Below are 26,571 nucleotides of genomic sequence, written 5' to 3'. Positions count from 1 at the left end.
ACCCCTTTAGAATTCAAACTTTTTGCAGCGGCATGAAGAGGGGGATCATAGCCACTTAATTAATGGATAGTTTTGCGTTCAGGATATTAATGGAGCGGTTTTTTAGTTATTTTAATTGTTTTTTAGTACCTATTTTTAATTAACTAATCGATTTTTATCAAGTATTAACATTCCCTCATATCCTTTAACTCAGCATAATAGTCGTTAGTTTAACTAAGGAAATCCGGTTATGCTGTTAAAGCGTAGAGCGGTTGTTTTATGGACAAAGCAAAGATGCCCTGCCCAAATAATTAAAGGAGTATTTTAATAAAAAAAGGAGGTGATTGATGAAAGATATCATTAAAATTATAGCATTATATTTAATGTCATTATCTTTAACGGCTAATGCCATTCCAATGGCGATTAAACACGGCACAACACTTTATGATCCCGCAAAGGCATGGAGTGGTTATATACTTTTTGCCAGTCGGGACGCCAAAACTTATCTTATAGACATGACGGGAAATGAAATTAACCGTTGGCCCTATCATGCTTTTCCTGCATGGCCTATAACAGGCGAAAATTCAGGTAAAATTTTAGTTGAACTCGCTACTATAGATAATTATGGTGTAGATTATCAACCGTTTACTGGAATGCGAAATGTCAGTATTGGCGAAGTCAACTGGCAAGGAAAAGTTGTTTGGCAATATGGTTCGAAAATTGATCCTGCTCATCAGCATCATGAAATTCAGCGTTTGCCTGATGGTAACATGCTTATTTTACGAGCTAAGAAGAAAAGGATCGATGGATGGGATCACGATATAATCGATGATTATATAGATATAATATCCCCAGAGGGAAACAGCGTTTGGCATTGGTCGGTTGCTGATCACTTTGATAAGCTTGGCTTTGACTCACAACAACAAAAAATAATGAAGGGTTCCAGAATTGGCAATTTATTTCATATAAATACTGCTACACCATTAGGCAAAAATAAATGGTATGACAGTGGAGATAAACGCTTTGCTGCAGATAATATACTTATCAACTCAAGAAATGGTAATTTAGCTGTTATCATTTGCCGTAAAACCAGTGAAATAGTCTGGAGGCTAGGGCCTCACTTTCCATCAGTTAACTATCAAGGGGGAATACCCAGGCCAATTGACCAGATAATAGGTTCGCATAATATTCATATGATTCCTTATGGATTACCAGGGGCAGGGAATCTATTAATATTCGACAACCAAGGTGCAGCAGGCTTTCCACAGGCAGAAAATAACATCGTCTCAGCTTCCAGAGTGATTGAAATTGACCCCCAATCAATGAAAATTGTCTGGGAGTATAATGCTGACAAATCTAAGCAACCTTTATATAATTTTTATAGCTCCTTCATGAGTAATGCTCAACGTTTGCCAAATGGCAATACTTTGATTACTGAGGGGCAAAATGGCCGGTTATTTCAGATAACGGCGGAAGGAGAAATAGTATGGGAATATGTCAATCCATATTATGGCAATGCCGTTAATCCTGTTGAATACAAGTCGAATAAGATTTATCGTGCTTATGCGGTTGATTACTCATGGGCACCAAAGGGAACAAAATATAGTGAGCATCCTATACAGGCAGATTGTGTAAATTATAAAAGTATGCCTGGATGTAATTAAATAAATTTCAGAGGGAGGTGATTTTTAATAAGAATCACGTTCCCTAAAGTTTTTTATCGTGAATAGTAAGGGAGGGCGAAATTTGAAAATCTCAACGGGTTCATTATTGTTAATTTATACGTTTTTAGCTAATGCTTGTCCTAATGGTTTTTATTATGACGAAAATAGAAAATTATGTGTAAATAAAAATGATGCTAATTTTACATCAGAAAAACCATATGTGTGCGTAGAAATAATAAAAGCGATGCCTTGCCTGGATAATTAATAGAGAGTGGCAAAAACTGATAATATATACATATAGTTATTTCTTTATCGTTTCATATAAATGATGGCAATTTAACATAATATACATTATGCGAATATTTATTATAAAATTCATTGAAAGCGGGGCTGTAAGTTATTTTATCTGTTTAAATGCGCGTATTTTTCGGCGGTAGTAAAACAGCGATCAAACATACGATTAAGGTGCATTTTATCCTCGGGTGTCATCAACGGGATATTTTGCGGGACTTCCACTTTGTTGGTAACACGATTAAATTTTCCTGCTATCCCAACAGGTCTTGCCTTTGAATCGTGATAAATGCGGTCATCTTTTTTTACAGCTGATGGATTTAAATTTGAATAATTAGAGTTATTTATATTCATAATATCAAAATTTTTATGCATGTGAACATATTGTTATCCTTGATTTTACCCTTCCCTATAGAAATGTTACAACTGGAAACATTAAATATGTTTCCAGCGATCCTAACCGATAAGTAAATTAAGAAACTTTTTCTTTCTTTTCTTTTAAGGCAACCGTATTTGCAGCATCAATTTTTTGATGTTTTTTATGTTCTTGCACATTATTTCGTTCAGGTATTTTTTTATTCAGATCTACTGTGATTTTTTTCGATATTCCAATAAAGAATCCACCATCCTCGATGGACAGATTTTCACTATAAATTTCACCTTCAATCATGCCATTTTTTTGAATTTCGATTAAATTTGATTCAACACGACCTTCAATTTTGCCATCGATAATTGATTTTTTAGCTAATATACTGCCTGTTACAATGCCAGTTTTTGTTACAATTACCGTGTTTTGTTTACATAAAATATTGCCGATATATTTACCATCAATAAGGATATCTGCATCTGAAACAATATCGCCAGTAAAACAAGTTTCAGCGCATATAATGGTCTTCATGTCACTTTTGTTTTCAAGATTATTCTCTGTGCTTTGTTTGTTTTCTGTACTTTCAATTTCCCGTTTCTTAAACAAAATCTTTCTCCTAAAATAATAGATAATTAGCAGGCTAGAGACTAATCCACTGCTAAAGCAACCCCAAAAAAAACCAGTAGAATACATGATAATAGAAAAACACCATGCAACAATTGCTACATTGATTAATCGCACCTAGTCCTCCACCGGATTTTAATTAACTAGCACAGTATTAAATGCAGAGTTTATGATGCGTAAAGTAAAAATTTTTTTTGTCATCTCCATGATAATTTTATGTCATTAATCGTTTCACTTTTATATAAAGCGGATGTTGTTGTTAAGGTATTTAGTGTTTTGTTAAATACTGCTAGATTAACATGTCTCATAGATTGATTTTTTAAATTAAATCATCTTTTTAATGTTCCCATAATGCAAAATACGGATTGTTATTATATAGAGAAAATAAATAGCACTTTTTTACCTATTATAAAATAGCTAAATTGCAACAAAATTAATCATTATTCATGATATTAGTTAGCTTTTGTATATTACAATGTATCTTCGGTTAGAAATGTTGACTTATGTTATAATTTTTATACTTTTATTCTAAATCAGAAGAATTATAAAATTATTATTTAAGTTAATTTTTTAATTTTATAAGTGTGATTCGTTACTATTTTGATAACAAGATAAGCGTTATTTTGTTGAAGTAATATAATGAATTTGATAGTTATTTTAAATGATAATTTATATTAAAAGTATAATTAAAAGCGACTAATTATCTATTAGATTAGCCACTTTTTTACTGATGTTTTATTATTAAAAATAGCGTTAATTATCACTTAATTTGCACTGATAATCTTGAATTGTCCCCGCTGAACCAAGATTGAAATCGAGCAATTTTAATCGGCTTGCCAACAAAATAAACTCATTTTTTTGTGTGCTGGGTATCATCGCTAAGCCATAATAGGCAATATTATCACCCTGCTCTGCGACATACTTTTCTAGATAATTAAAGGGTGATATTTTATTTATGTCTGACGCGAAAACTTTAATGGCTAGGTATTGATGACTATTAATTCTTTCCTTTAAGGGTTGCCAGTTCGCGGTTATGGTATGCTCATTTTCTTTTATTGATTGATAGACTTCAGGTTTTAAACAGGCTAAATGAATGTGTAATTGCTCTTGTGTGCGACCATATTTTGAGTTTATAGCAAGAGAAAGAAATTGCTCATTGATGGGTTTATTGGCTGATTTTATAAATAGCTCCCGATTTTGCCATGCTAACATGAAATAATTTTCTGTATTTTTTTGTTGCAAAATAGGACTTTCAATGCCAGAGATTTTATCTAACGGTAATAATAAATCATGTAATGGTCCCTTCATGTCCTTATAAATAACATACCGATGTTGTTGGTCAACTTTGATACATGGAGATTGTAAATTGCCATTTTTAAACTGAGGGATACATTGTTGATTAATAGCTTGCCATAACTTATCACTATTTATTTTTATATAGGCAAAATAAATTAATATAGATAAAAGTAAAGCAAAAAATATCTTGAGGACTAATTTGATAGTTTTTTTCATAAAAAATCCTATTATAAAAATTTCCTTAAAAGCATTTTAGAATGGCTGATTTAGCGCGACTATCAGCGTTTATTGCTCATCCAGTATAAGGTATATGTAAGTTTATTCTATCTATTTGTTAATTTAATGTGCTAATTATTTTTCTTTTTTAACGGAATGTAACTTTAATACGCAGCTAGCATGCTTTAAAGATATTACTTGACTCTTTTTATGCGAGGTTTTTTACTTACAGCTAATTAGAATCATAATAATAAAAGAAGGTAAATAATGATAATTTTTGTCACTGGTGTTACCTCGGGGTTTGGTGAGGCAATAACTAAAAAATTTATTGCTAATGGCCACATTGTTATTGGTACAGGTCGACGAGAAACAAGGTTAAAAAAACTGCATCAGCAGTTAGGAAAAAATTTTCACCCTATCCTGCTAGATATAATGGATAAGCAAGCCATTAATGATGTAGTTAATAACTTAAATTTTAAAAAAGTTGATGTACTGGTAAATAATGCTGGTCTAGCTTTAGGCTTAGATACCGCTGAAACGGCTAATACAGATGACTGGGATATTATGATTGATACTAATGTGAAAGGATTAGTTCATATGACGCGCGCAATATTACCAGCAATGGTAGCTGCTAATCATGGTCACATCATTAATATTGGTTCCATTGCAGCTATTTGCCATATAAGGGAGGAAATGTATATGGTGCCACTAAAGCCTTTGTAAAACAATTTTCTTTAAATTTACGTGCTGATTTACAAGGCAAAAAAATAAGGATAACGGATATTGAGCCAGGTTTGGTATCCGGAACGGAATTCTCTAATATACGATTTAAAGGTGATGCAGAAAAAGTATCCGAAACTTATAAAGGCGCCAATGCCTTAACAGCAGAAGATATTGCTGAAGCTGTTTTATGGGTTTCAACGTTACCTGCACATGTTAATATTAATATTTTGGAAATGATGCCTGTTTGCCAATCATTTGCTGGCCTAAGCATAGATAGAGAATTTTATAACGATAATTGCTAATCTTTAAATATATTTTGTTATAATATAGCTCTATTTAACTAGAGTAAATATTTTTTTACTAATAAGAAGGTGGTAAATTATGTTTAAAAATATATCAATATTAGCTTTATTGGCTGGTTATTTGTCTATCGGAACTGTTTCGGCGGTAGAATTATTTGTTCATGATGGTAATAGTGCTTTAACAAAAGAACAAGCGCGTGAACAGAAAGAGCAATGGAATGAAACGCAACTATTACGTAAAAAAGTTAATAAACGGACAGAAAAGGAGTTTGATAAGTTAGATAAGGCAATTGACGAAAGTGAGGCTTGCTATAAAAGTAGTAAATTGAGTGCTTATTGGGAATCTAAAACTAAACGTTGTTTGGACAGTAATACAGGGCAACCTATACGTGCTTAAAAATGTTTTAAACCTTAAGGGAATGGACATGAAAAAAATATCTTTATTAAGCTTATTGCTATGTTTTGCCGTACCAACGATGGCACTAGCATCATCTTCTTGTGAAAATATTAAGCAGGATATTACAGACAAAATTGTTAAAAAAGGCGTTTCCTTGAATGCATTTAAACTAGAGATTTTACCAACTAAACAAGTAGATGCAACAAAAGTTAAAGTTGTTGGTCATTGTCAAGATGATAAATTTAAAATTGTTTATACCCGCTTCCTACATTATTAGTACTTAATGATTAAGGGTGACATTAAAGATGCACCCTTTTTTGTTTTAGTATTAGCAATTTCTAATCATGTTTTTTAACAGCTTTTTATCTATATACTCAGATAAATCCCGCTCTTCCGGCCTCAGTAAATAAGGAATTTCCCCTAGTTTAGGTGCTGGTATGTGACACTGTAACCTATCAATAATTTGCGCATAACAAGTTAAACCAGGATTAATACGATTGGCTATCCATCCAATTAAACTAACGCCGTCTTGAATAATAGCGTGTGCTGTTAATAGAGCATGATTAATACAGCCGGGTTGTATACCAACAACTAAAATAACGGGTATTTTCTGTTGGATCACCCAGTCGGAATAAAACGTTTGCTGATTAAGTAAGTGACGCCACCCTCCACAACCTTCAATAATAATATAATTGGCTTTTTGCTTTAGAATAGTTATTTTTTTATTAATTTCATTAAAATCAATAACTGACTCTTGTTCTTGGCTATTTTGAATGATTATTGGATTTATTTCATTAGCAGTTAGAGAAATAGGTGATGATTGTATAATAGTACTGGTAAATTTGGTTAGTTCATCCACGACTGATGTCTTTTGAAATTTTGTCTCTATAATAGGCTTATAACCTATTGCACTGCCAGCGTTATTGTTGAGTGATTGCAATAAAGCACGGGTAGCAATTGTTTTACCTACATGGGTATTTGTTCCTGTTATAAATAAACTTGTCAACATATCTTAAACCTTATCTATAATAGATTAAGAAATTTTGAAGAAGTTTAAGATATTGTATTTTTTTAGAAAATTGCGTTAGCTCAATTTTTTACTTAATTCGTTTTTGCCAAATTTTTATCCTTTCATTAATTTAGCCAATAGAGAACCATTATATAAGGCATCTTTGATAATAGCGGTAGCTAATATTGTTCCTTCATTATTAAATTTAGTGGCTACAAGGGACATTTTATTTTGGTAACAAGGTAAAGATTTTTGTAGAATATGTTTACTAATGACAGGAAATAGTTGATTTTTTACTTCATTTAAAGGCGAGCCAATTAAAATTAATTGGGGATTGAAAATATTAACCATTACAGCAAGGGTATTACCGATTTGTCGGCCTACCTTCTCTAGAATATCAACAGCAATTGGATCTTGCAGGTTAATAGCCTGACAAAAATCATGGATAGAGATTTTTTCTTTATTTAGGATAGAATTGGGATATTGATGAGCGATAGATTGAACTTTTTTTAATATTTGTGGGATTGCAATATGAGTTTCCAAACAACCCTGGTTACCACAATAGCAATCTACCCCCTCAAAATTGATATTTATATGCCCAATTTCAATTGCATGACTATTACCTAAAGGTAGGATACTCCCTTTAGTCACAATACAAGCACTGACATGATCATCAACCACGATTTGAATTATATTTTTTTTATACTTAGATGTATCGGAAAAAAACTCACTCATGGTCCAGGCAGTAGTACAATTTTGCAAATAGATAGGTAGACCAATACGAGTTTCTAAACGTTCTCTTAGTGGAAAATTTTTAATACTATAATAAGGTGAGCTAATTATAATGCCATCGATGGAATTAATAATAGCATTAGTAATTACACTAATTGCTACCAATCGCTCTAAACAACCTTGATGGCAGGAAAAAAAATATTCGATTTTTGTTAATAGCTGCTCGTTAAATGAGTCATTATCATTGGCAATTAGCTCAGTAATGTCTTCATGTAAAAGTTTATTATTTAGTTCATATAACGATAGAATTAATGAACCCTTATTAATCCTAATACATAAAAACTGCCAACCTTGGCTAACAATTTCCAAGCCAGTTATTGGCCTCCCCCTAAAACCTAAATCAGGGAATTCGACCTCTCTTATCAAGTGTGCATTAATAAGTTCTCTGGTAATTTTTGTGATACTAGCTGGCGCTAGTCGGGCTTTTTTTGCCAAAGAAATTCGAGATATAGATCCAAATTGATCGATAAGTCGATAGACAAGCTTTAAGTTGATCTGTTTTATTTGATCAGTATGCCCTACTTGCTGATTCATAAAAATTTTACTCAATGTATTAAAATCAATTGCAATTATGAAGAGCATTTTTTGTATATGTGAATTTTAGCTTTTATTTTGTGATCTAGAATACAGTTATAAAAAAAACATCTTATAAAAAGAAGTATTAATAGCAATTAACTTAATCGATAGCATGATTTTTAACTGCAATTTATGGCATAAAGAATAAGTTTTTATGCCATAAATATTATTCTAATAAAAACCGAGCACTTTCCACCATAATAGGCCAATTGTAAGAAAAATGGCCTGATTGACTAAACTAATAATAAAACCAACCTTCCACCATACGCCTGTTGGGACATAACCTGCACCAAAAAGAATTGGCCCACGAGCATGGGATATTGAGTTAAAGAGCAATATAGGCTGCTAGAAAAAGCAAGCATTAATGCTGTGGGAACTGTGGGAATACCTAAATTGATACCAACCCCTAAGAAGACGGCATAAAGTGCAGCAATTTGAGCATTACCGCTGGCAAAGAAATAGTGGATGTAAAAATAGGCGGCATTAAGTATCAATAGAATAATAACCCAATTAGTATTTAACATACTATGGCTGAGACTGTCACCAATAAGATTGCCGAACCAAGTCGTAAATCCTAGAATTTTCAGCTCATTAGCCATCATTAATAGAGCGGCGAACCAGATAAGGGTATCCCAAGCATCTTTTTCTTTTTTTACATCTTCCCAAGTTAGTACACCGCTAAGTAGTAATACAGATAAACCAGTAAAAGAAGCAGTAGTAGGATCAATACCTAAAATATCACCAAATATCCATAATATAAGTAGCAACAATACGGTGGCTAACATTAACCATTCATTACGTTTTTTAATTCATCATGTGCGATTTTTGGCGCATCTGGAGTATGACGAATAGTTGGTCGAACTAACCAATATACCAATAGAGGAATAATAATAAATGAGATTAGGCAAGGAATAATCGCCGCTAATAGCCAGCTACCCCAGGTAAAGGTAACACCTGCATTAGAGGCTAGTTTAACAGCCAGTAAGTTTCCCGTATAAGCTGTCATAAACATTGCCGCAGTAATATCATTAATATTACCAATACAAGTTATCAGAAAAGTTCCTATTTTTCGCCGTGATTCGTTTTCTGGATGGGAGTCAAAACTACGTGCTAAAGAATCAGCGATTGGATAAATAACACCACCACAACGTGCCGTGTTACTTGGCATAGCTGGAGATAAAATCAAATCAGCCACCGCGAGACCATAAGCCAATCCTAGAGTTCTTTTACCTAATAACCGGATCATTTGTAATGCAATTCGTCGTCCTAAGCCGGTTTTGATAAAACCTCTAGCAATCATAAAAGCAACCACAATAAGCCAAATTAAACTAATATTAAGTTCACTTAAAGCAGTTACAATGGCATCACTTGCACTCTCATCTCCGGCGGCGTGAGTAAGGGCAAAAATGGTAATTCCAATTAGACCAATTGCCCCGATGGGTAATACTTTAGCAACAATTGAAGCAATAGTTGCTATAAAAATAATAACGGTCTGCCAGGCAGCAATACTTAAGCCTGTTGGTGGGTTTTGATACCAAAAAAATGTTGCGATTATAGTGATAATCATTAGAGGTAGCCATTTTACTTGACTCGTTATTTTGTTAGCCATAACTGCTCTTTCCTTCTGCTCAGTTCTATTTTCATGAATTGTATAATAGCGCAGTAATAATTTTAGAGCGTTAAGATATTAATGCATATCTTTTAATATCAAAATAAAGGTGAAATTTATAGAGATAATACTAATGAAAAATAAAAATATATAGATATACAAAATTTTATTATGTTTGATTAAATGTTTTTTAGTATAACTTTGATTGATAATTTTTTAATGATTAAAAAATGATAAGCATCTAGATGTTTTATAATGATTAATTAAATTTCATTCAATTTATTAAGTTAATGGATTAATTTATAATTGATATAATAAATATATAAATGAGCAGAAGAAAAAAAGTATTTACAAAAGTTTTGTCAGGCATTTTAGTTAAAATTTTTTAATTAAAGTAATACACCTTTTGTTATTTATGTTGTTATCTTTAATATGCTTATTCAATTTATATATTGGACAAAATATGTCATTTTATTTATTCTGGTATCAATGACTAGTTAATAATTATCAGGTATTCGATGAAAATATCTCAAAAAGATAATAAAGAGAATGATAGTTGCCAAAAAGACAACTTTCAGCATCATATAAAATATCGTGATGCTCTCTATATACGGGTTACTTTGTCATTCTATATGGTGGGATTATCGACTTTTGCCTTACTCTATTTTGTGCAACCAATACTTCCCATTTTGTCAAGCGAGTTTAAAATATCACCTGCCCAATCTAGTATGTCACTTTCATTGTGTACAGGCTTGCTTGCGCTGGGACTGCTTGTTACCGGTCCCCTTTCCGATGCGATAGGCCGCAAAAATATTATGGTGATTGCTTTAATGAGTGCGGCTATTATTACCTTTATCAGTGCATTTATACAAAGTTGGGATGGTATTTTATTAACTAGAGCATTGGTTGGTCTTGCTTTGAGTGGTGTTGCGGCTGTTGCCATGACTTATCTTAGTGAAGAAATTCATCCCAACTATTTAGCACTTTCAATGGGATTATATATTAGTGGTAATTCGATAGGTGGTATGAGTGGGCGCTTAATTACCGGTATTCTAACCGATCATTTTTCTTGGCGAATAGCAACGATTGTATTTAGTTTGCTCACCTTTATTGCTGCCATTATTTTTTGGCGTTTATTACCGCCTTCGCAACATTTTAGAGCCTCCTCAGTTCGTCCCCGTTTCCTATGGGTTAATTTTAGAGTCCATCTTAGAGATAAAGGATTACCTTTTTTATTTATGATTGGTTTTATCATTATGGGAAGTTTTATAACACTCTATAATTATATAGGTTATCGATTATTGGAAGCTCCTTATAATTTTACTCAGACTATGATTGGGTTATTATCTTTCATTTTTTTAGCCGGAACTTATAGCGCGTCTAAAGCTGGTTTTTTAGCATTAAAGTATAATTATGCAGATATTTTATTTATTGCGATTTGTTTAATGTTTATTGGTATCGCAATTACTTTTTTTTCCCCGATCACAATTATTTTATTAGGTATGGTGATATTGACGGTAGGTTTTTTTGCTGCTCATGCTATTGTCAGTAGCTGGATTGGTAAACGAGCAAAGCGAGCTAAAGCTCAGGCATCATCATGGTATTTGTTCAGCTATTATGGTGGATCCAGTATAGCCGGCACATTAGGCAGTGTATTTTGGAGTAATTGGAAATGGAATGGAATTATCGGTTTTATTATATTTTTAACTTCTCTTGGATTAATTATTTAGTATTAAACTAAGGAAAATATAAATTGCTGGTCTTAATCAAATATAAAACTTTGTGCTTTAATTAAGACTTTAATTTATCTATATTAGCACTAATTAACTTTAAATTCGCCCTGGTAAAGTTTGGCAGTTTGAGTTTTTTACCGGTGGCGCAGTTATTGGAAATTTTTCATCGGGTGTAATGTATACCTCAGTTGTAGCAACATAGCCGTCACTAAAAATAGCTTCAATATAAGTGGCTTGCCAACCCATTATTTTAGTGTTTATAGCAACAGTTATATTTTCATCCGTGCCAATTTTGATTGATGAAGGCAGATACTTTATACCACATGAGCGACGAAAATCTCTCGCAACGGGATTTTTTGCTATCCAGCGGGTAATTTTGACAGGTTTTTCTGAGAAGTGAACAGTGAGTTTATTTTTACCCATACAGGTACTCAATTTTGGTAATGGTACTTTTCTATTCAAGCGATTAATAAATGAAATTAAAGAGGGGGCGGTGAAAGCTAATATATTAATATGATTAGTATTTGGTATGATCCTTAACGATTTAATGCCAGGTAATTTATCATAGTAAAAACGAGAGTTATCTGGGGTATAAAAGTTATCACTGCTCGCATTAATAATATATTTGGGTATGCTAAGTCGGTTTTGATGATCTGAATGAAGATATTGTAGCGGATCAACTATTTGCATTAGCTTTAAAAAATGAAATGAGCCGATCATTTGATCAATTTTTTGATTATAAAAAGGAAGAAATGCGAATGGCCAATTTTTTCCATAACTCCGATATACATGTTTTAGCATTTTATTGGTATTAAGACCATCATTAGCAAAAGGCACGATGGCAGCAATATCAGGATTGGCAATAGCAGCTAACCATGCTGTACATCCTCGAGCTGAGACGCCTGATACAATAAATTTATTGATATTCCATTTTTTTAATTCTTGTTTAGTAAACCGAATAGTTTGCGAAACAACGGCAGTCATCGGTATATCTACTGGTAATGCTCTTCTTTCAGGATTATTCATAAATAGCGCCCAATTACGAGCAATAAAATCATATTGTTGCTCATTTTCACTGAGAAATTTATTATCATTATTCGATATAACATAGCTATTTACGATATTATTAATTGAAATAACAATAACATTAGTTTTTTTGGCAATATCGAGAAGCATTTCTTTGTTAAAATCTGGCGAAAAATTTTTGTTATCATACCTTCCCCCACCATTTATTATAATAAGCGCATATTTAGGCTTTGGTATTGTTGGAATATATATATCAAGATTATGAAGCCAAGTTTGTGGGGGAACTAATTTTTCTGGTGACCACACTTGAGATACCATTTTGTATTTTATAAGTTCTACATCGTCTATTTTATCTCGGCCATAAATAGAATATTTTATCGGATTGGCGGCTAGCAGTTGCTGATAATAGATAATAATATCTGAAAGCTGAAAATTTTTTTCTTGTGATAAGGCATGGCTTTGAGTACAAAAACAAATGAAAAGAGTAAAAAATAATTTAATAAGTTTCATTAATTACCTTTTGATAACAAGATGTACTACTTTGTTAATTTAAGACCTGCATTAAATCAAAGATATGAGCTAAGACAAATCCTACCTTTTGATTTAGTTTAATACCCGCCATTAGTACCCCGACTCTTTGAGCTACTTGAGTAGAAATCCTGGTTATAATAGCCTTTCTCTCTAATTGGTAGAAATTTTATTATTTTCTTAGTAGGTTAGGTATTTTTATGATTATAATAAATAGTATGTTGTAACTAAATAAAGGTTTTATATGAAATACGACGCAAGATATAAATTATGTAAATGTTTTGATCTATTAAAAGATAAATTAGCTATCTTATTAACTGAACTTAATACCTTAACTTTAACCTCAGCAATAGTATTTAAATTACCTGAAACCAAGAAAGGAGATGAAAATAATGATATTAATCAAATAGCAATTAACACGTTAACAGGTAAAACAGCTTTAAACTTAGCATTAACAAACTATAACAGATTATTTATTCATGATAATCCACACCACATTAGTAATAAAACGGCAATAAGACTACCTGGTGCATTATGTTTTCACCTATCACCACAACGTTACTCCGTAATAAAAAAACAACTGGAAACAATTAATAAGTTAAAAATAGAGTTAAAAAATATTGTTACTCTTGAATCAGGCATAAAAAAAGAACAACGCTTTGAATTTATTCATCAACAATTGCATGGATTAATTACCCTTAATGCCTATCGTAAAATCAATTATGTTGACTCACCTGATAGTATAAATTTTGGCTGGGCTAATAAAAATATCGTCAATAAGGTGACAAAAGCGCAAATACTTGAACGACTAGATAAAAACTATCGATCTGAAAAAGCAATGTCGGCATATACTAAGCAACAATGGCGTCATTTAGTTGAAAAAGAGATCCAAGATATAAATAGCATTCCTAATGATGCCATATTAAAAATACAACGCCCGGTAAAAGTTCAACCGATTGCCAGAGTTTGGTACGCAAATGAAAAACGACAAGTACAATATGCTTGCCCACTTCCACTTTTATCGTTTAGTTGTAATACCAACCATTTAACAAAATTAGGTACACTTTCTGACTATGATATTAATAATATAAAAATAAAACATAAACCAAAAAATAAAAAACTAAAATTGATTATTGCTCGGTTACATCTTTATCAAGAGATTTAAGTAAAAAACCGAGATATTGTCTCGGTTTCTTTCTTTATAAAGAATAAAACTACTTTTTCATACTACCTACCATATTTTCAGGCCGCACCCAACTATCAAACTCTTCTGCCGTTAAATAAGCGAGTTTCAATGCTGCTTGCTTAAGGGTTAAACCTTCTTTATGGGCTTTTTTGGCGATTTCAGCGGCTTTATCATAACCAATATGCGTATTTAGTGCAGTAACTAGCATTAATGATTCATGTAATAATTTGTCTATACGCTGGCGATTAGGTTCAATTCCTTTAGCACAATGATCATTAAAACTCAGTATACCGTCCGCTAATAAACGCACTGATTGTAAAAAATTATCTATAATCATGGGTCGAAAAACATTAAGTTCAAAATTACCTGATGCACCACCAATATTAATAGCTACATCATTACCCATAACTTGAGCACAAAGCATAGTTAATGCTTCACACTGAGTTGGATTGACTTTTCCTGGCATTATCGAACTACCAGGCTCATTTTCAGGGATCATAATTTCGCCAATACCACAACGAGGACCTGAGGCTAACCACCTTACATCATTAGCGATTTTCATTAATGAAGCGGCTAAACCTTTTAAAGCACCATGAGCATGAACCAAAGCATCACACGTCGCTAAAGCTTCAAATTTATTAGGTGAAGTAACAAACGGTAAACCGGATAATTTTGCAATTTTACTGGCAACCTTAACAGCATATTCAGGATGGGTATTTAACCCGGTACCAACCGCAGTTCCACCCAAGGCTAATTCACTAAGATGAGGAATACTTTCTTCGATATGACGAATATTATAAGCTAGCATGGCTTCCCATCCTGATATTTCTTGGCCTAACGTTAAAGGTGTTGCATCTTGAAGATGCGTGCGGCCAATTTTGACAATATCATTAAAAGCGTCAGATTTCTGCTTAAAAGTAGTTCGTAGCTGGTTTAATTTAGGTAACAGATGTTGGTGTAAAGCAATAACAGCAGCCACATGCATTGCTGTTGGAAATACATCATTAGAACTCTGGCTTTTGTTTACATCATCATTTGGATGAATTAAACGTTGTTGACCTTTTTTTCCGCCTAAAATTTCACTCGCTCTGTTCGCTAAGACTTCATTTATATTCATATTAGTTTGCGTACCAGAACCAGTCTGCCAGATGGCTAATGGAAATTCAGCCATATGCTTATCCGCTAAGACTTCATCAGCAGCGGCGATAATAGCATCAGCCTTATCCTTTGCTATCAAACCTAAATCAGTATTTGCTTCAGCTGCTGCTTTTTTAGTTAATGCCAATGCATGGATCAAGGCAACAGGCATTTTTTCCACTGAGATACGGAAATGCTCGAGCGAGCGTTGCGTTTGTGCGCCCCATAGCCTATCCGCTGGGACTTTAATTTCACCCATTGAGTCTTTTTCAATGCGATATTCTGACATTATTGTTATCTCCTTAGCATAAAATAATTGGATATGCATAAATCCATCTTTGCAGATAAACTAATTGTACTTGAAATCATGCACTATTTTTAATTTAAAATGTGAGAGATAAGCGGGTTTATTGCATTACAGTTAAAAATAAAATTTTATCAACTAAGAGCAGTATTATATGTTTAAAATGATCAATAAGATTCAACACTATGACTGGGGAAGTAAAGATGCCCTAACCAAGCTTTACCATATCAAAAATCCTCAGCATTTACCGATGGCTGAATTATGGATGGGTGCACATCCTAAAGCCAGCTCCATTGTAGAAGATATTAATAATCAGCAAAAAATATCGTTAGATAAATTAATCGCAACCGATCCGACATATTACCTCGGTAAAAAAATTGCGCAAAAATTTCATCGCTTACCTTTTTTATTCAAAGTACTCTGTGCTGCACAACCACTTTCAATTCAGGTGCATCCAGATAAAATTGCTGCCGAAGCAGGTTTTAAGCAGGAAAACGCCGCCGGGATTGCCCACAATTGTCCAAAGCGTAATTATAAAGATGATAATCATAAACCTGAATTAATTTATGCTTTAACACCCTTCAAAGCGCTAAATTCATTTCGCCCTTTAAAAGAAATCACTAATCTCTTGACGCCGATTGCAGAAGCTTCACCAATTATCCAGCTATTTTTAAAGACACCAACAGAAAATCAACTAGCACAACTTTTTAAACATTTATTAAACCTGCCAACAGGAGAAAAGCAACGGCTACTCACCGCCTTAAAATCTGTTGTACCTCAAGGAGATGGAGAACCATGGCTCACAATCAAAAAAATGCTGCCACTCTATCCTGACGATAATGGACTCTTTGCACCATTGTTATTGAATATTATTGAATTACAACCCGGTGAAGCAATGTTTCTTTATGCTAGAACGCCGCATGCCTATATTGAAGGCGTTGGATTAGAGGTGATGGCTAATTCTGACAATGTACTACGTGCGGGATTAACTAATAAGCATGTTGATATTGCTGAATTACTGGCTAATATAGATTTCATTAGCAAACCCTGCAATACATTATTACTACAACCGAATATACGCGATAATGAATGTTGTTATCCCATTCCAGTTGATGATTTTGCTTTTTCTTTATATCTGATTGATCATCAATTAACTACAATAGAAAACAGTTCAGCGACCATTTTATTTTGTGTTGATGGTAAGATATCTATCACCTCAGAAAACCAAACTGCCGAAATTCTATCTGGTGAATCAATATTTATATCCGCATCCGAAAGGCAAATTATGCTTAATGGAAAAGGTAAATTGGCCAGAGTTTTTAATTATTAGCAAAAATTAAAATACATGCAAAGCTGTATATAATATATTTTATTAAATTTGATTACTTTTACCCGCTAAAATCCTTAAGGGATGGATATATGAAGAAATCGTTAGTAGCTGTAAGTGTCATTGCAATTGTTGTCATAATTTGGACCATTGGCTCTTGGTATGCTGGAAAAAAAATTGAGGGAGAATTTAATACTTTCATTGAGCGTACAAATACTACCTTAAAGAATAATGCACCAGAAGCTGGTATTAATGTTAAAACAGAAAATTATCAGCGTGGAATTTTCACTTCTAACGCAGATATCATTATTAATTTAAAAGAGAATGACGAAGGAAAAACTACCATTGTTAAGTTTGCCACAAAAATTTTTCATGGCCCTTTTCCTATTAATAAAATAGTTAAACTTAATCTGCTACCAAGGTTAGCCTCAGCGAGTATTGAACTTGTTAAAAATGAGACCACAGAAGAACTCTTCAAATATACTCAGGAACAAGCTTTTATAACTGGTAATGTTGATGTTGGTTTTAATGAAGGTCTAGATGCAAATTTAAACTTAAGTCCACTTGACGGTAATAGTTATGGCAAAAATATAACGTTTAGCGGTGGTACAATAAATTATGTGGGTAATACCGATCTTAAAGATATAAAAGTTTCCGTTGTTAGTGATAATTTTGTTATCGGCAACAAAGAAAAAACGGAAAACATGACTCTTAAAGGACTTAATATCCAAAGTGATTTATCACTGACTCCGTTTAATTTCTATTCCGGCAAACAGACGCTTAACATTTCTGATATTAATTTTAATAGTAATGATATTAAATTTTCATTTAAAAACTTCGCTATTAACTTAAATTCGGTACTAAATGGTGATAGTATTGACGGTAAAATTTCCTATAGCATTAATGATTTCATCGCTAAGGAACAAAACTTAGGTTCTGGTGAACTTACCTTATTAATTGAAAGAATGGATGCTAAAGCTTTTGGTAATTTCTTAAAAAATTATAATGATGAAATTGCTCACAACTTAGCTAATGGTAACCCACTTTATAATGCCGATACCCTGTTCGCCCAATTATTAATTGATAACTTACCTAGTTTGTTAAAAAATAGCCCGAGAATTGTCATCGAGCCCTTCTATTGGAAAAATAGCGCCGGTACAAGCAATATCAAAATAGATATAGATATGAAGCCCTGGACGTTAAATCAACTCTCTGTTTACAGCCAAAATAATCAATATGATCAGGTAATCAAAGCACTATTTAATCATTTTAATATCAATATCGATTTATCAAAACCAATGTTGATAGAAATGCTTACCCAAACAGAAGTACTCAGTTCAGATGATAAAATTGCCACAGCAGAACAAAAAACATTGTTTAGCCAGAAAGCAACCGCACAGATTAGTGAATTTGAAAGTTCAGCAAAACAAAATGTCTTTATGTCACCAACGGAATATTTTCTCAGTGATGAGAAAAAAGCACAATTGAATGAAAACAGACCATTCCTGCCGTGGATGTTGGTAACAAAAGATAATATGACTATGGATATTGAATATGCGGGTGATGAACTGGAAATGAATAAGCAGAAATTTAAATTAGATCAGTTTTTAATTAATATCGGCTTAATGGACAACCCCTCCTCTTAGCCATCAACCATACCGAAAACCACGCCACAATCAAATTAAAACTTAGTAAAATGACAAGAGCCAGTTAAAATACTGGCTCTTTTGCATTAATTTTTAATATTTGAGGTGGTGCTATGCCGAATAAAATTAATATTACTAAAAATAGACCTTTAATAAAAAATAGCCAGCAGCAAAATCAACCAAAAACAAACTCTATAATTAGTAAAATAAAAAAAATAAAAAATTGTTCTGTACTAAATAACATTCATATTTCAACAACAATTGGTTCAAGTAAGGCTAAATTTTATCAGCAACTAATGTTACGTCTTAATCTTGACAGTTCAATTCAAATAAAAAATTATCATCATTTTCATTTAACTTCGCGTCTTAATCTAGAATATAACTCCACGACAGAAAATGTCGCCCTGCAAGGAACGCCAAAAAACTTACATTCAACTGAAAGCTTGTCGTTACCCGTCTGCCCTTTTCTATTAAGCCAAAAACTTATACAAGTTAAACAAATTCAGCAAGAAAAAAAAATACAAAATGAAAGAGCTAAATTAAATGGATATATATCATCAATTAAATAACATTATTGATCATTAACGTTAACTACACTCTTAGCATAGCGTTGGGCTAATACCGCACATACCATTAATTGAATTTGATGGAAAATCATCACCGGCAGTAAAATAATACCAACCAGATGAGCAGGAAAGAGTATATTAGCCATTGGAACACCATTCACTAAACTCTTCTTAGAGCCACAAAACACTAGCGTGATCTCATCTGCTTTACTAAAGCCAAAATAGCGCGCAGTGAAAATATTAAATAAAACCACTATAGCTAGCAGTAAACAACTAATAATCGTAATCAATAACAATGACCAACCATCAACTTTATGCCATATCCCTTCAATCACTGCCTCGCTAAAAGCAACATAAACCACTAATAAAATAGATGAACGATCAGAAATAGTAATCAATTTTCGATAGCGATTAATCCATTTTTATCATTAATGGCCTGAACAAATGGTCTACTATAAATGGCAACATAATCTGCAGTAAAATAGCACCAATATTTGACAACAGATTAATCTGTTGATGATTATCGATATCTATCAAGAAGCTAACTAATATTGGCGATAAAAACACCCCCAATAAGCTGGAAGCGGATGCACTACAAATTGCAGCGGCAATATTTCCGCCGGCAACAGAAGTAAACGCAATTGCAGACTATACTGTCTCAGGTAAAGCACAAAGGTAAAGAAATCCGATATAAATAGTCGGTGAAAGCCAATCAGGCAGCAAAGGCTTTAATGCTAAACCAATAAGAGGAAATAAAATAAAGGTACTGGCAAAAATTAACAGATGTAATCGCCAGTGACCGATACCCGCTAAAATAGCTTGGCGTGAAAGTTTAGCCCCATGAAGAAAGAAAAGTAACGCAATAGCGATGGTCGTTAAATGCTGAAATACGATTTTTACTTTACCTTGACAAGGAAAAAAGGAAGCAAGCATGATGGTCATTAGCATAAGCAGCTAAAAATTGTCAATTTGTAAACGACGCCACCAACTCATAACGCTTCCTTTAATATTTTAATTTTTAAAAATAAGAATAGACAAAATAAATAAAATTAAAGTGCCAGCTCTACCGTGTGTTGCGTTTTTGCTGACTCGATTCCCGCCTCAATCAATTTCATCACCAAAATAGCCTCTTCGGCGGTAACTGGATTAGGTGCAGCGTTATTAATTGCCTCACGTATAGCACAATAATACATACCATAATTACCCTGTTCAGTTTCTAATGGCTTAACGATCAGCTCACCATTTTGTGACAGCGTCACATTTCCGTCGCGGCTATCCTTACCCCAATTTTCTGCTGTTGGCAACTGCCCTGCCTTTAAGCATTCTTCTTGTGGATCCAAACCATACTTGATATAACTTCCTTGCATACCATGAAGTAGATAAACCGGTGACTCTGCCGCTGCAACAGTGGTTGCATGTAAAACAACCTTGATAGTTGAATAATTTAAGCAAACATGAAAATAATCAACCGCTTCAGCATTTGGGCGGATCATCGCTATATCAGCCATAATCGATTTAGGTTTGCCAAAAAGTTGCAATACTTGATCAAGCATGTGCGGCGCCAAATCATACCATAGACCGCTTCCTGCCTCATTTGATTCTCGCCATCGTTGACGAACTTCAGGTCGATAACGATCAAAATGTGATTCGTAATATTTCAGCTCACCCAATGTTTGATTTTCTAGTAAAAATTTTACCGTTAAAAAACCTGAATCCCAGCGTCGGTTATGATAGACAGATAATAATTTACCTTTTTCCTGCGCTTGTTGTTTTAATGATATGGCTTCTTGCACAGTCAAGGTAAACGGTTTATCAACAATAACATGTTTACCTGCTTCAAGCGCTTGTTTAGCTAATGGGAAATGGGTTTTATTTGGTGTTGGAATAACAATCAAATCTACTTCTGGCTGCTCAGCCAAAAGTTGTTCAAGCGAAGCAAAAATAGGAACATTAGGCCAATCTTTTTTCACTTTTTGTACATCACTACTCACAATAGCTGATAATTGAAATCCTTCTATTGTTGTAATAAAAGGAACATGAAAGGTTTTACCGGCAAAACCGTAACCAATCAAACCAACCTTAATAGGTTTATTCATAACAACCCCTTAAAACAATCATATGTCAAACTTAAAAAACCATATTACAACTAGAGCAGGCAATTCATGTTACTTAGCCTACCCCTTTATTTTTTAGCTGCAATCACTATTTTTCATTTTGGCAAAAATGTTTAACTGGCTAAAATCGACTTTCACACAAGATCGATAACCTATATTGCAATCAGTTGCTATCATAGCCGACCATTTATGTTTATAACTTCTACTGACTAAATAAAAAAATTTAGGCGTTCAGATGACAGATTATTTTTTATTATTTATCGCCACCGTTTTGGTAAATAATTTCGTGCTGGTAAAATTTCTTGGCTTATGCCCGTTTATGGGGGTCTCGAAAAAACTAGAAACTGCTATTGGTATGGGATTTGCAACTACATTTGTAATGACTTTAGCATCCATTTGTTCATGGCTTATGGATACATATGTTTTAATACCGTTAGATTTGCTTTATTTACGCACATTAAGCTTTATCTTGGTAATTGCTGTTGTTGTCCAATTTACAGAAATGGTGGTGCGCAAAACCAGCCCAATCCTATACCGTCTTTTAGGTATTTTTTTACCGTTAATTACCACAAACTGTGCAGTTCTTGGCGTGGCATTGCTGAATATCCATCAATCACATAATTTTTTACAATCTGCCGTCTATGGTTTTGCAGCCGCAGTAGGATTTTCTTTAGTAATGATTCTATTTTCTGCCATCCGTGAACGCATTGCGGTGGCAAATGTCCCAGCTCCCTTTCGTGGCTCATCTATTGGTCTCATTACTGCCGGCTTAATGTCTTTAGCATTTATGGGATTTAGTGGTTTGGTAAAATTCTAATGAGTACTTTATTAATTGCCATTGGTGTTATTGCCGGATTTGGCCTTATCTTTGGTCTTATTTTAGGATTTGCCGCTCTTCGTTTTAAAGTAGAAGATGATCCGATAGTGGAGAAAATTGATCATATCTTACCTCAAAGTCAGTGTGGCCAATGTGGCTATCCTGGCTGCCGTCCATATGCTGAAGCAATAGCCAATAGTGGTGAAACCATAAATAAATGCGCGCCAGGCGGCGAACAGGCCATGTTAAAAATTGCCGAATTACTTAATGTGGAGCCCCAAGCGCTTGATGAAGATAAATTAACACCTGAGCGAAAAGTGGCTTTTATCGATGAGGCCAACTGTATTGGCTGCACTAAATGTATTCAAGCTTGCCCCGTTGATGCGATTGTTGGAACAACGCGCGCTTTGCATACGGTGGTAGAAGATCTCTGTACCGGTTGTGATCTTTGCGTTGCCCCCTGCCCAACAGACTGTATTACTATGCGACCGATAAAAACCACGATCAAAAACTGGAAATGGGATCTGACCACTATTCCAGTAAAAAATATTACCCCCCCATCGAGCTCAACACCAACAGTTGCATTTGCTAGCAAGGAGCGAGCAAATGTTTGACTTTTTTAAAAAACTTACTGCAAATAAAGAAAAAATTTGGTCTTTTTCGGGGGGCATATATCCACCTGAAATGAAAACACAATCAAACCAGGTTTCGTTACTTACACTGCCCTTAGCTGATGAATTGATTATTCCTGTCCAACAGCATATAGGCACAGCTGGCGATATCATTGTTAAAACCGGTGACTATGTATTAAAAGGCCAAGCCCTAACTAAAGGTTGTGATCGTAGGCTCCCTGTCCATGCTACTACCTCAGGCACTATTACTGCCATAGCGCCACATATAACCGCACACCCGTCCGGCCTAAAAACGCTTTGTATTCGGCTACAGCCGGATAGTAAAGATCAATGGTGTGAGCGCAAACCTTTAGCCAACTACATACAACATTCTGCTCAAGTCTTATTGTCACATATTGAGCAAGCTGGCATAGCAGGATTAGGTGGCGCAGGTTTTCCTACTGCCACAAAATTGAAAAATGGTAATAAATTAATTAATACCTTGATCATTAACGCAGCAGAATGCGAACCTTATATAACCGCCGATGATCGATTAATGCAGGAGCATGCTGATGAAATCATCGAAGGTATATTGATATTGATTCATATACTAAAACCAAAAGAAGTCTTAATTGGGATTGAAGATAATAAGCCCGCCGCAATAGCTGCCTTAAAAAAAGCACTTTTAGACCAACAAGCTATCATTAAATTAAGAGTGATCCCAACCAAGTATCCTTCCGGTGGAGCTAAACAATTAACAAAGATATTAATTGGTAAGGAAATACCCCACGGAGTTCACTCTTCTTTCATTGGTATATTAATGCAAAATGTTGGCACTGTGTTTGCTATTAAACGGGCGATTATCAATGGCGAACCGTTGATTGAGCGAGTGGTAACATTAACCGGCGGTGCAATACAAAATCCTGGTAATTATTGGGTTCGTTTGGGCACTCCGGTCAATTTCCTATTACAACAAGTTGGTATGGTGCCACAGTCAGAACAAATGGTTATTATGGGAGGACCATTAATGGGATTTACTTTGCCTGATTTAACCGTGCCTATTGTTAAAATTAGCAACTGTATCCTTGTTCCAACTTTGGCAGAAATAGGTAAACCTGCCATCGAGGAAGCTTGTATTCGCTGTGGTCTTTGCACTCAAGCTTGCCCTGTCAATTTATTACCACAACAACTTTATTGGTTTAGTCGAGGACAGGAGCATGAAAAAGCGGAAAAACATAATTTATCCGACTGTATAGAATGCGGTGCCTGCGCTTATGTTTGCCCAAGTAATATCCCTCTGGTTCAATACTATCGACAGGAAAAGGCAGCAATTAAAGCTATTGCCCAAGAAAAACAACGTGCTTCTGCGGCCAAAAAACGGTTTGAAGCTAAAAAAGCTCGGCTTGAACGTGAAAAAATGCTACGTCAACAACGTCATAACCAAGCGGTCGTTAAGATCGAAGCAAAAGACAAAGCCGCAATCAACGCTGCAGTGATGCGAATTAATACGCAACAAAAACAGACTGACAATGGTAACCTTGAGCCAATGGATAACCAGGCTGCTATTAAAGCGCGCCATGCCAGAAAAGCTCAATTGCGTGTTATTCAAGCAGCCAAAAAAGCGGCAGAAAGTCAATCTACCGTAACCATAGAAGCAACGACAGAACAGCAACCGGTTGATCCACGCAAAGCGGCCGTTGCCGCAGCGATTGCTCGTGTTAAAGCCAAAAAAGCGGCAGAAAGTCAATCTACCGTAGCCATAGAAGCAACGACAGAACAACAACCGGTTGATCCACGCAAAGCGGCCGTTGCCGCAGCGATTGCTCGTGTTAAAGCCAAAAAAGCGGCAGAAAGTCAATCTACCGTAGCCATAGAAGTAACGACAGAACAGCAACCGGTTGATCCACGCAAAGCGGCCGTTGCCGCAGCGATTGCTCGTGTTAAAGCAAAACGCGATGCGCAGAGTAAAACTCGCTAATAATTAAACAACAAATGAGCTGAAAAATGAAATTCAGACCAATACCTACTGATCATCGAATGAACCGCTTAAAAATGGCAAGTTCACCCTTTACCCATCAAAAACAAACTACCAGTAAACTGATGTTGTGGGTTGTTATAGCAGCCATTCCCGGTATTGTCTGCCAAATTTACTTTTTTGGTAGCGGGACAATTTACCAAATTTTACTCGCCATCATAACGGCTTTCATAAGTGAGGCTGGCGCCTTACAGTTACGAAAATTACCGGTTATGCCCCACTTAAAAGATAATTCCGCCTTAGTAACCGCCTTACTATTAGCTATCAGTATTCCGCCTTTATCACCCTGGTGGCTAGTGGTTTTAGGTACAGCTTTTGCCATATTAATTGCTAAGCACATTTATGGCGGATTAGGTCAAAATCCGTTTAATCCAGCCATGGTAGGTTATGTGGTATTATTGATCTCATTTCCTGTGCAAATGACCAGTTGGTTACCTCCGATAGAACTTCAATCTATCCATACCAATGCCTTAGCTAGCCTACAGGTAATTTTTACCGGTCATACCGCGACAGGTGCCACATTAAGCCAATTAACGCTAGGTTTTGATGGTATAAGTCAAGCGACACCACTCGATAGTTTTAAAACGGGTTTATTGACATACTCGATCAGCCAAATACTGCAACAGCCTATTTTACAAGGTTCATTTGCTGGTATCGGTTGGCAATGGGTTAATGTTGCCTATTTGTTTGGTGGTATTATCATGCTTAGCCGGCGAATAATTAGCTGGCAAATTCCTCTGGCATTTTTAGCTATGCTGTTATTGTGTTCATTATTGAGTTGGTTAATTATGCCATCACAATACGCTTCTCCGATGCTCCATCTATTTTCAGGGGCAACCATGCTCGGCGCCTTTTTTATTGCTACCGATCCAGTTACAGCCGCAACCACACCGCGGGGCCGTCTCATTTATGGTGCAATGATAGGATTACTAATCTGGATCATTCGGGTTTATGGTGGTTATCCTGATGCTGTTGCTTTTGCGGTATTACTGGCCAATATTGCGGTACCACTGATTGATCACTATAGCCAACCTCGTGTTTATGGCCATAAATAAGGAACAGTTATGTTAAAATCCATTAGACATCATGGCTTAATATTGGCTGTTTTTGCTGCGGCTACCACCGGACTGGTAGCAACGGTTTATACGCTCACCAAAAGTACCATCAATAGCCAGATTCTGATCCAACAACAAAAACTTTTTGATCAAATTATTTCTCCTAACTTATATGATAATGATTTAACCAAAGAGTGTTATTTAGTCAGTAAAAATGAAGCATTAGGTAGCTCGCTGCCTCATCATCTCTACATTGCTAGAAAAGCAGGAAAACCGATAGCAGCCATCATAGAAAGTACCGCACCTGATGGCTACTCAGGCGCAATAAAATTACTGGTCGCAGCTGATTTCCATGGTAAAGTACTCGGTGTCCGTGTAACTGAACATCATGAAACACCAGGGTTAGGTGATAAAATTGATATTCGTATTTCAAATTGGATCAATTATTTCTCAGGTAAAAAAATTGACTCAGAACATAGCTCGCATTGGGCAGTAAAAAAAGATGGCGGTGATTTTGACCAATTTACTGGCGCCACTATTACGCCAAGAGCCGTAATTAATGCCACTAAGCGTACTGCCATGTTTATACAATCGGTACCACAAAAATTATCAACTTATCCAGCATGCTCAAATTAATTACC

The 26,571-nt window shown here is 34.7% G+C and carries 21 protein-coding genes and 3 pseudogenes; 14 read left to right on the top strand and 10 right to left on the bottom strand.

Going from position 1 to position 26,571, the window contains the following annotated elements; all coding sequences use genetic code 11:
• Positions 1-326: 326 nt before the first annotated feature.
• Positions 327-1,643 (top strand): aryl-sulfate sulfotransferase, encoded by a 1,317-nt coding sequence (locus tag LDL57_RS07950; RefSeq protein WP_180559883.1) that lies wholly within the window; start codon positions 327-329, stop codon positions 1,641-1,643.
• A gap of 402 nt (positions 1,644-2,045) precedes the next feature.
• Here the strand turns inward: LDL57_RS07950 and LDL57_RS07945 are convergent, their stop codons facing one another.
• From LDL57_RS07945 to LDL57_RS07935, 3 genes are all read right to left on the bottom strand, one after another.
• Complete coding sequence (locus LDL57_RS07945; protein WP_225505352.1) at positions 2,046-2,309, bottom strand: hypothetical protein; 264 nt, start codon at positions 2,307-2,309, stop codon at positions 2,046-2,048.
• 97 nt (positions 2,310-2,406) lie between these two features.
• Entirely contained in the window at positions 2,407-2,907 is a 501-nt protein-coding gene (locus tag LDL57_RS07940; protein ID WP_180559885.1) for a bactofilin family protein, read from the bottom strand.
• 771 nt (positions 2,908-3,678) lie between these two features.
• Positions 3,679-4,437, bottom strand: a complete 759-nt coding sequence (locus LDL57_RS07935) for a CDP-diacylglycerol diphosphatase (RefSeq protein ID WP_180559886.1) — start codon at positions 4,435-4,437, stop codon at positions 3,679-3,681.
• Between the two features lie 267 nt (positions 4,438-4,704).
• Between LDL57_RS07935 and LDL57_RS07930 the strand changes: the two are divergent.
• The 3 genes and pseudogenes from LDL57_RS07930 (at position 4,705) to LDL57_RS07920 (ending at position 6,136) form a co-directional block, all read left to right on the top strand.
• Positions 4,705-5,462: pseudogene (locus LDL57_RS07930) on the top strand (SDR family NAD(P)-dependent oxidoreductase).
• Between the two features lie 79 nt (positions 5,463-5,541).
• Complete coding sequence (locus LDL57_RS07925; protein WP_180559888.1) at positions 5,542-5,859, top strand: DUF1283 domain-containing protein; 318 nt, start codon at positions 5,542-5,544, stop codon at positions 5,857-5,859.
• Positions 5,860-5,887: 28 nt separating this feature from the next.
• The gene (locus tag LDL57_RS07920; protein WP_180559889.1) at positions 5,888-6,136 is read left to right on the top strand and encodes a DUF1161 domain-containing protein; all 249 of its coding nucleotides are present in this window, start codon (positions 5,888-5,890) and stop codon (positions 6,134-6,136) included.
• A gap of 51 nt (positions 6,137-6,187) precedes the next feature.
• Here LDL57_RS07920 and bioD read toward each other — a convergent pair whose 3' ends face one another.
• From bioD to LDL57_RS07905, 3 genes and pseudogenes are all read right to left on the bottom strand, one after another.
• Positions 6,188-6,868, bottom strand: coding sequence for a dethiobiotin synthase (bioD, locus tag LDL57_RS07915; RefSeq protein WP_180559890.1), 681 nt, complete (start codon positions 6,866-6,868; stop codon positions 6,188-6,190).
• A 114-nt stretch (positions 6,869-6,982) separates the two neighbouring features.
• Positions 6,983-8,194, bottom strand: a complete 1,212-nt coding sequence (locus tag LDL57_RS07910; protein ID WP_180559891.1) for an ROK family protein — start codon at positions 8,192-8,194, stop codon at positions 6,983-6,985.
• A 213-nt stretch (positions 8,195-8,407) separates the two neighbouring features.
• A pseudogene (locus tag LDL57_RS07905) lies at positions 8,408-9,845 on the bottom strand (DASS family sodium-coupled anion symporter).
• A gap of 518 nt (positions 9,846-10,363) precedes the next feature.
• On the opposite strand from LDL57_RS07905, the gene LDL57_RS07900 reads away from it, so the two are divergent.
• Complete coding sequence (locus tag LDL57_RS07900) at positions 10,364-11,575, top strand: MFS transporter (protein ID WP_225505350.1); 1,212 nt, start codon at positions 10,364-10,366, stop codon at positions 11,573-11,575.
• Positions 11,576-11,674: 99 nt separating this feature from the next.
• On the opposite strand, the gene LDL57_RS07895 is transcribed toward LDL57_RS07900, so the two are convergent.
• Positions 11,675-13,114, bottom strand: coding sequence for a PhoPQ-activated protein PqaA family protein (locus LDL57_RS07895; protein WP_180559893.1), 1,440 nt, complete (start codon positions 13,112-13,114; stop codon positions 11,675-11,677).
• Between the two features lie 262 nt (positions 13,115-13,376).
• Between LDL57_RS07895 and tus the strand changes: the two genes are divergently transcribed.
• Entirely contained in the window at positions 13,377-14,297 is a 921-nt protein-coding gene (tus, locus tag LDL57_RS07890) for a DNA replication terminus site-binding protein (RefSeq protein WP_180559894.1), read from the top strand.
• A 49-nt stretch (positions 14,298-14,346) separates the two neighbouring features.
• On the opposite strand, the gene fumC is transcribed toward tus, so the two are convergent.
• On the bottom strand, positions 14,347-15,744 hold the full coding sequence (gene fumC, locus LDL57_RS07885; protein ID WP_180559895.1) for a class II fumarate hydratase: 1,398 nt from the start codon (positions 15,742-15,744) through the stop codon (positions 14,347-14,349).
• A 169-nt stretch (positions 15,745-15,913) separates the two neighbouring features.
• On the opposite strand from fumC, the gene manA reads away from it, so the two are divergent.
• The 3 genes from manA (at position 15,914) to LDL57_RS07870 (ending at position 19,301) form a co-directional block, all read left to right on the top strand.
• On the top strand, positions 15,914-17,089 hold the full coding sequence (gene manA, locus LDL57_RS07880) for a mannose-6-phosphate isomerase (RefSeq protein WP_180559896.1): 1,176 nt from the start codon (positions 15,914-15,916) through the stop codon (positions 17,087-17,089).
• A gap of 89 nt (positions 17,090-17,178) precedes the next feature.
• Entirely contained in the window at positions 17,179-18,732 is a 1,554-nt protein-coding gene (locus LDL57_RS07875) for a YdgA family protein (RefSeq protein ID WP_225505348.1), read from the top strand.
• Positions 18,733-18,845: 113 nt separating this feature from the next.
• Positions 18,846-19,301, top strand: coding sequence for a hypothetical protein (locus tag LDL57_RS07870; RefSeq protein WP_225505345.1), 456 nt, complete (start codon positions 18,846-18,848; stop codon positions 19,299-19,301).
• A 2-nt stretch (positions 19,302-19,303) separates the two neighbouring features.
• Here LDL57_RS07870 and LDL57_RS07865 read toward each other — a convergent pair.
• Positions 19,304-20,246 (bottom strand): annotated as a pseudogene (locus tag LDL57_RS07865) (bile acid:sodium symporter family protein).
• A 101-nt stretch (positions 20,247-20,347) separates the two neighbouring features.
• Positions 20,348-21,394 (bottom strand): oxidoreductase, encoded by a 1,047-nt coding sequence (locus LDL57_RS07860; RefSeq protein WP_225505343.1) that lies wholly within the window; start codon positions 21,392-21,394, stop codon positions 20,348-20,350.
• A 253-nt stretch (positions 21,395-21,647) separates the two neighbouring features.
• Between LDL57_RS07860 and rsxA the strand changes: the two genes are divergently transcribed.
• The 5 genes from rsxA to rsxG are packed head-to-tail and all read left to right on the top strand — an operon-like array spanning position 21,648 to position 26,566.
• Complete coding sequence (gene rsxA / locus LDL57_RS07855) at positions 21,648-22,229, top strand: electron transport complex subunit RsxA (RefSeq protein ID WP_180559900.1); 582 nt, start codon at positions 21,648-21,650, stop codon at positions 22,227-22,229.
• Complete coding sequence (gene rsxB / locus LDL57_RS07850) at positions 22,229-22,843, top strand: electron transport complex subunit RsxB (RefSeq protein WP_180559901.1); 615 nt, start codon at positions 22,229-22,231, stop codon at positions 22,841-22,843. The genes rsxA and rsxB overlap by 1 nt, the downstream gene beginning before the upstream one ends.
• Complete coding sequence (gene rsxC / locus LDL57_RS07845) at positions 22,836-24,818, top strand: electron transport complex subunit RsxC (RefSeq protein WP_180559902.1); 1,983 nt, start codon at positions 22,836-22,838, stop codon at positions 24,816-24,818. Before rsxB ends, rsxC begins: the two co-directional genes overlap by 8 nt.
• Positions 24,819-24,844: 26 nt before the next feature.
• Positions 24,845-25,930 (top strand): electron transport complex subunit RsxD, encoded by a 1,086-nt coding sequence (gene rsxD, locus LDL57_RS07840; protein ID WP_180559903.1) that lies wholly within the window; start codon positions 24,845-24,847, stop codon positions 25,928-25,930.
• Positions 25,931-25,939: 9 nt separating this feature from the next.
• Positions 25,940-26,566 (top strand): electron transport complex subunit RsxG, encoded by a 627-nt coding sequence (rsxG, locus tag LDL57_RS07835; protein WP_180559904.1) that lies wholly within the window; start codon positions 25,940-25,942, stop codon positions 26,564-26,566.
• The last annotated feature ends 5 nt before the right edge of the window (positions 26,567-26,571 follow it).

The organism is Arsenophonus apicola, assembly GCF_020268605.1.
Lineage (GTDB): Bacteria > Pseudomonadota > Gammaproteobacteria > Enterobacterales > Enterobacteriaceae > Arsenophonus > Arsenophonus apicola.
Note: the sequence above shows the minus strand (reverse complement) of the source record. Positions and strands in the feature narration are given on the sequence as shown.

What these genes read in the sequence shown, in the direction of transcription:
- LDL57_RS07950 (WP_180559883.1), top strand. Translation starts at nt 327, where the DNA reads ATGAAAGATATCATTAAAATTATAGCATTATATTTAATGTCATTATCT.
- LDL57_RS07945 (WP_225505352.1), bottom strand. Translation starts at nt 2,309, where the DNA reads ATGCATAAAAATTTTGATATTATGAATATAAATAACTCTAATTATTCA.
- LDL57_RS07935 (WP_180559886.1), bottom strand. Translation starts at nt 4,437, where the DNA reads ATGAAAAAAACTATCAAATTAGTCCTCAAGATATTTTTTGCTTTACTT.
- LDL57_RS07925 (WP_180559888.1), top strand. Translation starts at nt 5,542, where the DNA reads ATGTTTAAAAATATATCAATATTAGCTTTATTGGCTGGTTATTTGTCT.
- LDL57_RS07920 (WP_180559889.1), top strand. Translation starts at nt 5,888, where the DNA reads ATGAAAAAAATATCTTTATTAAGCTTATTGCTATGTTTTGCCGTACCA.
- bioD (WP_180559890.1), bottom strand. Translation starts at nt 6,868, where the DNA reads ATGTTGACAAGTTTATTTATAACAGGAACAAATACCCATGTAGGTAAA.
- LDL57_RS07910 (WP_180559891.1), bottom strand. Translation starts at nt 8,194, where the DNA reads ATGAATCAGCAAGTAGGGCATACTGATCAAATAAAACAGATCAACTTA.
- LDL57_RS07900 (WP_225505350.1), top strand. Translation starts at nt 10,364, where the DNA reads ATGAAAATATCTCAAAAAGATAATAAAGAGAATGATAGTTGCCAAAAA.
- LDL57_RS07895 (WP_180559893.1), bottom strand. Translation starts at nt 13,114, where the DNA reads ATGAAACTTATTAAATTATTTTTTACTCTTTTCATTTGTTTTTGTACT.
- tus (WP_180559894.1), top strand. Translation starts at nt 13,377, where the DNA reads ATGAAATACGACGCAAGATATAAATTATGTAAATGTTTTGATCTATTA.
- fumC (WP_180559895.1), bottom strand. Translation starts at nt 15,744, where the DNA reads ATGTCAGAATATCGCATTGAAAAAGACTCAATGGGTGAAATTAAAGTC.
- manA (WP_180559896.1), top strand. Translation starts at nt 15,914, where the DNA reads ATGTTTAAAATGATCAATAAGATTCAACACTATGACTGGGGAAGTAAA.
- LDL57_RS07875 (WP_225505348.1), top strand. Translation starts at nt 17,179, where the DNA reads ATGAAGAAATCGTTAGTAGCTGTAAGTGTCATTGCAATTGTTGTCATA.
- LDL57_RS07870 (WP_225505345.1), top strand. Translation starts at nt 18,846, where the DNA reads ATGCCGAATAAAATTAATATTACTAAAAATAGACCTTTAATAAAAAAT.
- LDL57_RS07860 (WP_225505343.1), bottom strand. Translation starts at nt 21,394, where the DNA reads ATGAATAAACCTATTAAGGTTGGTTTGATTGGTTACGGTTTTGCCGGT.
- rsxA (WP_180559900.1), top strand. Translation starts at nt 21,648, where the DNA reads ATGACAGATTATTTTTTATTATTTATCGCCACCGTTTTGGTAAATAAT.
- rsxB (WP_180559901.1), top strand. Translation starts at nt 22,229, where the DNA reads ATGAGTACTTTATTAATTGCCATTGGTGTTATTGCCGGATTTGGCCTT.
- rsxC (WP_180559902.1), top strand. Translation starts at nt 22,836, where the DNA reads ATGTTTGACTTTTTTAAAAAACTTACTGCAAATAAAGAAAAAATTTGG.
- rsxD (WP_180559903.1), top strand. Translation starts at nt 24,845, where the DNA reads ATGAAATTCAGACCAATACCTACTGATCATCGAATGAACCGCTTAAAA.
- rsxG (WP_180559904.1), top strand. Translation starts at nt 25,940, where the DNA reads ATGTTAAAATCCATTAGACATCATGGCTTAATATTGGCTGTTTTTGCT.